This is a genomic window from Heterorhizobium halophytocola (genome assembly GCF_017873095.1).
Lineage (GTDB): Bacteria > Pseudomonadota > Alphaproteobacteria > Rhizobiales > Rhizobiaceae > Allorhizobium > Allorhizobium halophytocola.
Map to the genome: position 1 here is coordinate 1 of NZ_JAGGJU010000025.1, position 2739 is coordinate 2739.

General features: G+C 62.4%; 2 protein-coding genes. One reads left to right on the forward strand and one right to left on the reverse strand.

Annotation, left to right across the window (positions count from 1 at the left end):
- Positions 1-195 precede the first annotated feature (195 nt).
- The gene (locus J2Z17_RS25085) at positions 196-1302 is read right to left on the reverse strand and encodes a TRAP transporter substrate-binding protein (protein ID WP_209949584.1); all 1107 of its coding nucleotides are present in this window, start codon (positions 1300-1302) and stop codon (positions 196-198) included.
- 298 nt (positions 1303-1600) lie between these two features.
- Between J2Z17_RS25085 and mbfA the strand changes: the two genes are divergently transcribed.
- Positions 1601-2584, forward strand: a complete 984-nt coding sequence (gene mbfA / locus J2Z17_RS25090; protein WP_209949585.1) for an iron exporter MbfA — start codon at positions 1601-1603, stop codon at positions 2582-2584.
- Positions 2585-2739: the final 155 nt, after the last annotated feature.

A 2739-nucleotide genomic window follows, 5' to 3' on the forward strand; every position in this document is an offset into this window, starting at 1 on the left:
ATGGCCCTCGCCAAGGCCGCTCAACCGGCGCCAGCGTGAGGCAGCAGCAGACCTCGCGGCCTCATCCAGAGCCGATCCACCGGCCCCAAATACCGCACAAACAAAACCCCGCCAAAAAATGACGGGGTTTGTCAGCAGTCTGAGCCCGGCGCAGAGCGCCGGGCTTGCCGTGACCCTTGGGGGCAAAGGCTCGATTCAGAGCGTGCCCTGACGCTGCTGGATCATCATGTAGGTGTCGAAGCCGTATTCGGCGACCTGGGCCCAGAGATAGGCTTCCTTTTTGAAGGCGGTCTGGCTGTCGTAAAGTTTCTTGAAGTTGGCGTTCTTTGCCGACAGATCCGCCATGACCTCCTGGTTTGCCTTGAAGCAGGCATCGAGGATCTCGGAGCTGAACGGACGAAGCTGCACGCCCTGGCCGACGAGTTCGCGCAGGGCGGCGGCGTTCTTGGCGTCGTAGCGGGCGAGCATGTTGGCATTGGCCGAAGCACAGGCGTCCGTCAGGATGCGCTGGTAGGACTTCGGCAGCCCTTCGAACTTCTCCTTGTTGAAGAAGGCATGCACGGTCGGACCGCCTTCCCACCAGGCCGGGTAGTAGTAGTATTTGGCGACCTTCTGGAAGCCGAGCTTCATGTCGTCATAGGGGCCGACGAATTCGGTGGCGTCGATCGTGCCCTTTTCCAGCGCGGCATAGACGTCCGGACCGGCGATCTGCTGCGGGGTGACGCCGACCTTGGACATGACGTCCCCGGCAATGCCGGCGATGCGCATTTTCAGGCCCTTCATGTCGTCGATCGTCTTGATTTCCTTGCGATACCAGCCGCCCATCTGGGCACCGGTATTGCCGGCCGGCAGCGCAAAGACGCCGTGATCGGCATAAAACGCGTTCAGCATGTCCGTGCCGCCGCCGATGCTGAGCCAGGAATTCATCATGCGGGCATTGAGGCCGAAGGGGACGGCGGTGCCGAGCGCGAAGGCCTTGTCCTTGCCGATATAGTAGTAGGAGCAGGTATGCGCCATCTCGACCGTGTCGGCGGCAACGGCGTCGAGCGCCTGCAGGCCTGGGACGATCTCGCCGGCGGCGAAGGTCTGGATGGTGAAATTGCCATCGGTCGCTTCCGAGACGCTGGTGGCGATGTCTTCGCTGGCGGCAAACAGGATGTCCAGGCTCTTGGAGAAGGACGAGGTCATGCGCCAGGTGATCTTCGGGTTTTCCTGGGCGATGGCGGGGGCGGCAAGCGCTGTGGAGGCGGCGGCGCCAAGCCCGGCAGCGCCCGCTTTCTTGAAGAAATTACGGCGGTTCATGAAGCTTTACCTTGGGATGTTTTCGAATGGATCTGTTGCAGGTGTCGGGCGGCTTCCTAGCGGGCGCGAAAGCCGCTTTCAACACTAAAAATATGATTTATGTCGGGCTGCCCTGAATTCCTTGGCATAAATTGCGCTCATGTGCCCGGTTTCATCGCGGAAAATACCACCTGGTCCACGCGTCTGTCCGGCGCCCAGCGCCGCTGTCGGAAACCTGCCCTCCTGATCAAATCGGCATTGAATTTGGTGCGGCACCGTTCTAGGTTAGAATTATTCTAAAAACTCGAGGCCCGCCTTCATGTTTCTTCGTCTTTTCGGTCCCGCCAAACGCTCCTTCGACAGTCTGAGCGAACAGGAAATCCTAGCCCTCGGCATCGCGTCTGAAGAAGACGATGCGCGGATCTATCTCGCCTATGCCGACCAGCTGCGCGCCGCCTATCCGCAGTCGGCCAAGGTGTTCGAGGACATGGCCGAGGTCGAGCAGACCCATCGCAACAACCTGATCGAGATGCACCGCCAGCGGTTCGGCGAGCGCATTCCGCTGATCCGGCGCGAGCATGTGACTGGCTTCTACGAGCGCAAGCCCGATTGGCTGCGGGCCAACCTGTCCCTGGATCAGATCCGCGAGGAGGCCGAGCGGATGGAAGCGCAGGCCTATCGCTTCTATGTCGAGGCGACCAAGCGGTGTTCGGATGCCGGCACGCGGCAACTGCTCGGCGAACTGGCGCTGGCCGAACAGGGACATGAGGATATCGCCCGCATGCTCGGCGACGAGCATACGCCCGCAGACGTGAAGGCCGAGGAAGACGAGGGCGCGCGTCGGCAGTTCGTGCTGACCTATGTGCAGCCGGGGCTTGCCGGCCTGATGGACGGGTCGGTGTCGACGCTGGCGCCGATCTTTGCCGCCGCCTTTGCCACCGGCAATACATGGCAGACCTTCCTGGTCGGCCTTTCGGCCTCGGTCGGCGCCGGCATTTCCATGGGCTTTACCGAGGCGGCGCATGACGACGGCAAGATTTCCGGGCGCGGATCGCCGATCAAGCGCGGTCTTGCCTGCGGCATCATGACCGCGGTCGGCGGCCTCGGCCACGCGCTGCCCTACCTGATCCCGCATTTCTGGACGGCGACGGCGCTGGCCGCCGTGGTGGTGTTCTTCGAACTCTGGGCGATCGCCTTCATCCAGAACCGCTACATGGAGACGCCGTTCTTCAAGGCGGTGCTGCAGGTGGTGCTCGGCGGTTCGCTGGTGCTCGCCGCCGGCATCCTCATCGGCAATGGGTGAGCAGCGACGGCGAAGCCGGCAAAAGGCTCCAGTGGAGCGTTTTGAGCTGCGAACGCCCTGAGCCGAAGCGAAGGGCCGGCAAGGCAGCGACGGCGAAGCCGGCAAAAGGCTCCAGTGGAGCGTTTTGAGCTGCGAATGCGCTCAGCCGAAGCGAA

What these genes read in the sequence shown, in the direction of transcription:
- J2Z17_RS25085 (WP_209949584.1), bottom strand. Translation starts at nt 1,302, where the DNA reads ATGAACCGCCGTAATTTCTTCAAGAAAGCGGGCGCTGCCGGGCTTGGC.
- mbfA (WP_209949585.1), top strand. Translation starts at nt 1,601, where the DNA reads ATGTTTCTTCGTCTTTTCGGTCCCGCCAAACGCTCCTTCGACAGTCTG.